The 6,507-nt window shown below is 67.9% G+C and carries 8 protein-coding genes; 5 read left to right on the forward strand and 3 right to left on the reverse strand.

All coding sequences use genetic code 11. The annotated features are described in order from the left end of the window. Window positions 1-1,078 (forward strand): tubulin/FtsZ family protein (locus ACI944_RS10100; protein WP_411718919.1); only part of this gene is annotated, 1,078 nt, incomplete at its 5' end. 16 nt (window positions 1,079-1,094) lie between these two features. On the opposite strand, the gene ACI944_RS10105 is transcribed toward ACI944_RS10100, so the two are convergent. After that, window positions 1,095-2,198, reverse strand: coding sequence for a DUF2157 domain-containing protein (locus tag ACI944_RS10105; RefSeq protein WP_411718920.1), 1,104 nt, complete (start codon window positions 2,196-2,198; stop codon window positions 1,095-1,097). Between the two features lie 24 nt (window positions 2,199-2,222). Then, window positions 2,223-3,713 (reverse strand): NADH:flavin oxidoreductase, encoded by a 1,491-nt coding sequence (locus ACI944_RS10110; protein WP_411718921.1) that lies wholly within the window; start codon window positions 3,711-3,713, stop codon window positions 2,223-2,225. Window positions 3,714-3,835: 122 nt separating this feature from the next. Between ACI944_RS10110 and ACI944_RS10115 the strand changes: the two genes are divergently transcribed. The 4 genes from ACI944_RS10115 (at window position 3,836) to ACI944_RS10130 (ending at window position 6,161) form a co-directional block, all read left to right on the forward strand. Next, on the forward strand, window positions 3,836-4,198 hold the full coding sequence (locus ACI944_RS10115) for a DUF5518 domain-containing protein (protein ID WP_411718923.1): 363 nt from the start codon (window positions 3,836-3,838) through the stop codon (window positions 4,196-4,198). A 36-nt stretch (window positions 4,199-4,234) separates the two neighbouring features. Next, the gene (locus tag ACI944_RS10120) at window positions 4,235-4,558 is read left to right on the forward strand and encodes an ASCH domain-containing protein (protein ID WP_411718924.1); all 324 of its coding nucleotides are present in this window, start codon (window positions 4,235-4,237) and stop codon (window positions 4,556-4,558) included. A gap of 57 nt (window positions 4,559-4,615) precedes the next feature. Next, window positions 4,616-4,918, forward strand: coding sequence for a DUF6432 family protein (locus tag ACI944_RS10125; RefSeq protein ID WP_411718925.1), 303 nt, complete (start codon window positions 4,616-4,618; stop codon window positions 4,916-4,918). Window positions 4,919-5,078: 160 nt separating this feature from the next. Beyond that, window positions 5,079-6,161 carry an aminomethyltransferase family protein gene (locus ACI944_RS10130; RefSeq protein WP_411718926.1) on the forward strand — a complete coding sequence of 361 codons (1,083 nt, stop codon included), beginning with the start codon at window positions 5,079-5,081 and terminating at the stop codon, window positions 6,159-6,161. A gap of 59 nt (window positions 6,162-6,220) precedes the next feature. On the opposite strand, the gene ACI944_RS10135 is transcribed toward ACI944_RS10130, so the two are convergent. Next, window positions 6,221-6,507, reverse strand: a 287-nt coding sequence (locus tag ACI944_RS10135; RefSeq protein WP_411718927.1) for a zinc ribbon domain-containing protein, incomplete at its 5' end; no start/stop codon positions are given.

Below are 6,507 nucleotides of genomic sequence, written 5' to 3' on the forward strand. Positions count from 1 at the left end.
CGCTGTCGCGGTGAACTCCGCGACGACGGATCTGACCGGCCTCGATCGTGTCCCCGAGTCCGACCGCCTGCTCGTCGGCAGTTCGGTCGTGAACGGTCACGGGACCGGCGCCGACCCCGAGACCGGCACACAGTGTCTGCGTGAGGACCTCAGCCAAGTCGAGAGCGCCGTTGGACGGGCGACTGCAAGCGACATCGACGCCTTCCTGATCGTTGCGGGGCTCGGCGGCGGCACTGGCAGCGGCGGCGCGCCGGTCGTTGCCGAGCGATTGGGCGAACTTTACGCCGAACCCGTCTACGGGCTCGGGATTCTTCCGGCCGCCGACGAGGGCGGGATCTACAGCCGGAACGCGGCGAACTCGTTGCAGCGGTTCGTCGAATCGACCGACAATCTCCTGTTGTTCGACAACGACGCCGCCAGAAACAGCGGCGAGACGGTCTCGGAGGGGTACGAGGAGATCAACGACGAGATCGCAACCCGGTTCGGGACGCTGTTTTCGGCCGGCGAGATCGACGGCCTCGGGGACGACGTCGCCGAAAGCGTGGTCGACGCCTCGGAGATCATCCAGACGCTCGGCGGCCGCGGGATCACCTCGATCGGCTACGCGTCGGAGGTCGTCGAACCGCCCGAAAGCGGCGGCGATGGACTACTCGATCGATTCTTGGGCTCCGACGACGAACCGGAGTTCGCCTCCGAGGGCGACGCGACGAACCGGATCACCTCGCTCGCCCGCCGGGCGACGCTGGGGACGCTCACACTGCCGTGCGACCCCGACAGCACGTCGCGGGCGCTGTTGATTGTCTCGGGCCCGCCGGCGGAACTCAGCCGAAAAGGGGTCGACGCGGCCCGTGGATGGCTCGAACAGGAAACCAGCTGCCGGACCGTTCGTGCGGGCGACTACCCGCTGCCCGACGAGGACCGCGTTGCCGTGTTGGTCGTCCTCTCCGGTGTGACCGACGTTCCACGGATCGGGACGATCCAAGAACAGGCCGTCGACAGCGAGGCCGAAGCCGAGGCCCGCGAGGAGACCGCAGAATCGGAGTGGCGCGACCTGATCGAGTACGACGACGGGGCGTGAGAAGTCGGCAGGCCCTCTACGTCCTCACCCGCGCGAGAAGCGACCGGCGTCCCCGCTCGAGGGCGACCCCCGCGACGATGAGGATCGTCCCGGCAACGACGAGCGCGATCGCCCCTGACAGCGCGTCGACGACGGTCGTCGCCACGAACGACAGCGTCTGTGCGAGCGCAGCGAGTGCGGCCAGATCAACGAACCGGCGCGTGCCCGTCGCGTAGCCGTAGTAGCCGGTCGCTGCGACCACCGCCAGCGCACAAAGATGCGCGAGGCCGACGGCAACGGCGTTCGGAACCGTTTCCGGGGCTGCGAGGCCGACGCCCGTCCCGATGGCGACCGCCGCGAGTGCGGTCGTTCCCCATCCGAAACCGCGTCGGTTCCGACCGAGTCTGAGGCTCCTAACCGCCCCGAGCGCGCCGACGGCAAGCGCGCCGAGCGTCGCCGATGCCCCGGGATCGAACCGATCGAACCGGCCGTCGAGTGTCGTCAACGCGAGCAGGCCGACAAGGGCGAACGCCGCGCCGACGGTCCGGTAGGCCCACCCGACGCGGTCGCGCTGGAACCTGGCGGCCCCGAACAAGCCGACGCCGAGCAGCGAGAGCGGCGCGGTCAGGTTGCCGGGGTCGGCGAGTTCGAGCACGAGACCGGCCAACACGATGAGTCCGATCGCGGTTCCGGCGCGGGAGCCAAGTGCATGTCCCGTCGGGAGCGCGACTGCCGTCCAGCCCAAGAGGAGCCACACAGCGTCGATCTCGGCCGCGGCGAGGTCGGCGAGCAAGAACAACGACGGCCCGGCCAACACCGCACCGAGCAGGGACAACGCCAGGCCGGCCCGGGCGAGCGAGCGCCGGTACGCGGCCGCTCCGCTCAAATAGGCAACTCCCGGCCCCGCAAGCAGGACGGCGACCTGTGCAGCCGTCCGGAGCTCCTCCCAGTTAGTCGCCAGAAACCACACGAGACCGACGAAAACAAGCGCGGCGCCGACGGCCGAAAGCGCGATCACCGCGCGGGATCGTCCCGGATCCTCTGTCTCGTACCGCTCGAGGATCGCGTCGGCCTGTTCCTCGGTGATGATACCGTCTCGAACCCACTCGTCGACTTCGGCCTGGAGGGCGTCGGGGTCCATGATCGGCGGTCAGCCGCCGGCCACTTATACGTCCGCCCGGCCATCGCCGCCGCTCGTGCCGTCCGTGTCTCCGTCCACACTACCGGTGCCGTCGCCCGTATCTCCGCTGCCAGCAGCCGTATTTCCACTGCTATCACCGATTTTCTCGGTGCTATCGCCCGAGCCGTCGGTCCCGCGCTGCCCATCGCCCTCCGGTCGGTCGTACGCGCCCTGTTTGGCCAGTTCCCCCCGTCGCGCCAGGACATCCGGCGTCCGGCAGACTCCGGGTTCGCCCGCGGCCTGTGGCGGCACGCAGTTGTTGCAGTTTTCACACACCACCGTCGCGCCGGGGGTGGAGAGCAGTCGGGCCGGGAGCCGCGGTTCCGCATAAAAGGGCCTCGCCATCCCGACCATCGAACAGACCTCCCCGAGCAGTCGGTCGGCCTCGGCCCGCCCCCTGATCCCGCCGACGCACAACACCGGCACGTCGACGACATCCCGGACCCGCCGGCAGAGGTCGGCGTTCCAGGCCGCCTCGAAGCCGTTTCCCGCGGCGTCGATCCGAGCGGCGAGTTCGACGAGCCGCCGGCGCCAAGGGCCGCCGAAGGCCGCCTCGAACCCCTCGGCGAAGCGGTCGTCGAACCCCCGCGAGCCAAACTCCCCGCGGATGATCGCGTGGTCCCAGAACGGCGACGATTGAACGGGGACGAGGGCGTCGTAGCCGGCCTGTTCAAGCCGATCGCAGGCCTTGATCGCCGCCTCGGCGTCGATCGAATCCCGGACGAAGAACGGCGACTCGGTCTCCGCCGGAACCTTCGTGACGAGCGGGACATCGGTCCGCTCGCGGATCTCTTCGGCAACGAGTTCGAAAAACCGGAGCCGGCACTCGAGGGAGCCGCCGAACTCGTCGTCGCGATGATTATAAAACGGTGAGAGGAACTGCTGGAATATCCCCATCGTCGCTCCGGCGAGGTGGATGCCGTCGTAACCCGCGGCCGCGGCGCGGTCAGCGGCCCGCCCGAAATCGGCGGCGAGTTCGTAGACCTCCGCCGTCGAGAGGGGGTCGGCGTCGATCGACAGCAGTCCGAGCCGATCCGCGAGCCGAAGCGGTGCCGGCGGCGGCGAGACGACGCGCTGACGGAGGTCGGGATGTCGCCGCCGGTGGCCGGCGTGCCAGATCTCCATCGACCGGAGGCCGCCGTGGGCGAGCTGGGCGAAGATCCGGCCCCCGTGGTCGTTGATCCGGTCGGTGAGTCGGCGCATGCTCGCGACCCGATCGGGGTCGTCGAACCCGGTCATACCAGGGACGGCACGGCCCTCCCGTCCACGGATCGGAGTCGCTCCCTGCATGATCAGGCCAGCGCCAGCCTCCGCGCACGGCTCAAGCTCCTCGATGAGCCGATCGACGGGGTCGTCGTCGCCCGCGTGTTCGAGCAGCGGCGCACGGTAGAGGCGGTTGCGGAGCCGGCAGCCGCCGATCTCGACCGGCGTCTCGAGCGTCACGTCGGCGTCCCGGCGCGCGTCCGGTTCAGACACGCTAGTAGGGCGGGGACTCTCGCTATTGAATCACACGGCGGCACGTGTCACCGCTGGGGAGCGCGCGGCCCCCGCCGAAGCGCGGCCGTCACCCATATCTGTCCGTCCAGCCTACGGCAGATATGACTGATTGGAAGGCGGTGTTAGTCGGCTTCCTCGTCGGCGTTGTCGCGAGCGTATTCGCCTTTGCGATCCCGGTGATCGGCCACATCGGGGCTGGACTGATCGCGGGTGCAACCGCCGGGATCGTCGCCGGCGGCGGGATCGGACGCGGCGCGTGGCACGGCCTGCTCGCGGGGGCCGTCGGCGGGTTGGTCATCGCGCTGGGGCTCGCCATCGTCGTCTCGCTCGTCGGGGTCACCGTGGGCGGTCCCTTCGGCTTGCTTGGCGGGATCGGTGTCTTCGCCATCGGCGCGCTCGTGGCGCTCGTCTTCGCCGTCGACAGCGCAATCGGCGGCGCCGTCGGCGGTCTGCTCGGCCGGTAGCTCGGTTTTTAAGAGGCCGGCACCCCAAGACGCGGTATGGCTGAAATCGACCCCGAGGCGTTACTTCCGAACGATCACGTCAAACAGGCGGTCCTCGACGGCGACATAACCCAACTGAGCCGTGGTGCCGCCAACCGTTACGCCGCGGCGGGCGACACCTTCGACCTCGACGGGACGGCCTTCGAAGTGACGAGCGTCGAGGAACGGACGCTCGGCGACCTGACAGACGCCGACGCGAAACGCGAGGGCTCTCCCTCCCTCGAAGCGTACAAACAGCGGATGGAGCGCGTCCACCCCGGCGACTTCGAGTGGGACGGCACCAGCGAGATCGTCACCTACCGCTTCGAAGCGGCCGAGTGACGCACGAACGCCTCGATGCGCCGAACCGTTAAGACCACCCCGGACGAACGGCCGAATATGCAGGCGAAGCGAGAGTACCGCGACCGGGACAGAACGGAGGTCGCGGTGCTCGATGCCCTCGTCAACCGGACGGAGGAAGGCGCGACGGTGTTCGAACTCCGGAGCAACGTCGAAGCCGACATCGACGAACTCGAGGTGGCGCTCGCGGAACTCAAGGACGCGAAGTTAATCACCGTTGAGAACGGTGACGGGCCGATGCGGATCTACCCCGACGACCGGGTCGTCCCCGAGTTCGACCCCGACGACCACGAGACGGGGTCGTCGCTCTTAGACGGACTCCGCAAACGACTCGGGCTGTGAACGGACTCCGCAAACGACTCGGGCCTCAGACGATCCACGACGTGCGGCTCGGGCTCCAGCACCGCATGAAACGCGCCCCTCTTATCCGTCCCGAGGCGTGGCTCGTCCCGGGAGCCCCGAGACGCGGTCGTTTTATCCCTACGGCCCGTTCGCCACGGTGATGACAGTCGTCGCGGAGCTTCACGAATCCCACGGCGCGACGTTCACCGAACGCGGCGGCCGACGGGTGGCCGACCACTACGGCCGCCCGGAGCGCGTTCACCGGGCCGTCAGAAACGTCGTCGGGACGATCGAGATGGGGTACGGCGTCCTCGAAGTCACCGGCGACGACCGGGTCGACTTCGTCGACAACGCCGTCTCGAACCGCGTCCCCGAGACGGACGGCCACGGCGTTTACGCGCTGTTGCTCGACGCACAGGGCGGTATTGAAACAGACTTGTACGTGTATAACGCCGACGAGAAGCTGCTTTGTTTCGTCCCGCCGGGGACGGCGGCCGACCTCGCGTCGGAGTGGTCAGAGAAGACGTTCATCCAAGATGTCGACGTCAGGGCGGCCAGCGACGACTTTGGCGTCTTCGGCGTCCACGGCCCGAACGCGACCGAGAAGATCGCCTCGGTGTTGACGGGGCCGAGTTCGCCCGACCAGCCGTTGTCGTTCGTTCGGGGCACGATCGGCGACTGGGGCGTGACCGTCGTCCGAACAGACGACCTGACCGGCGAGGAGGGCTACGAGGTCATCTGCGCCGCCGAGGACGCCGCGGACATCTTCGACGCGCTGATTAACCACGGCCTCAACGCGGCGCCGTTCGGCTACCAGACGCTCGGGTATCTGCTGCTCGAAGCCGGGACACCGCTGTTTTCGACGGAACTGGAGGGGACCGTCCCGAACGTTCTCGGCCTCCGGAACGCCCTCGACTTCGAGAAGGGCTGTTACGTCGGCCAAGAGGTCGTCTCGAAGATCGAAAACCGTGGTCAACCCTCCCGGCAGTTGGTCGGTATCCGCCCCGACGCCGTCCCCAATGCGGGCGCGGCGGTGTTCGTCGGCGACGAACACGCTGGCGAGGTGACCCGCGGCGGTCACAGCCCGTCGCTCGAGGCCCCCATTGCGCTCGCACTCGTACAGTACGGGCTCGACGCCGAGGACGTGCACGTTCGGATCGACGGCGAGGATGTCGACGCCGAGTTCGCCGAGCTTCCGTTCGTCGAGGGGTCATCGCGGTCGCGGCGGCTCCCGGAGTACTGAAACCGCCGGTGCCGCCGGTTTATACCCGCCTTCCGGCGCCCCTGCCGCATTTTTTTGAGCTACCCACCGGTAAACGGGTGGGATTCTTCAGCATGGACTCCCGCTCTGGCCTCGGTTGAGGCAGGTGATTCATACTCACCGTTCACGTTCAGCATCCCGCTGTTCAAGCGAACGCCTAAAGATTCGCCTTCGTCGCCCCCAGTTTGGTTGCGACGAAGATACCTCAAACCGATATTCTTCGCGGCGTTGTAGTCGGCGTGATTCTCATACTCGCGTTTCTGACAAGCAAACGACTCGCTGTCGCGGTTGTCCGGATGCGTGAACCCACAGTGAGAACAACGGCGTG

The sequence above is a fragment of the Natronomonas sp. genome, from assembly GCF_046710025.1.
GTDB lineage: Archaea > Halobacteriota > Halobacteria > Halobacteriales > Haloarculaceae > Natronomonas.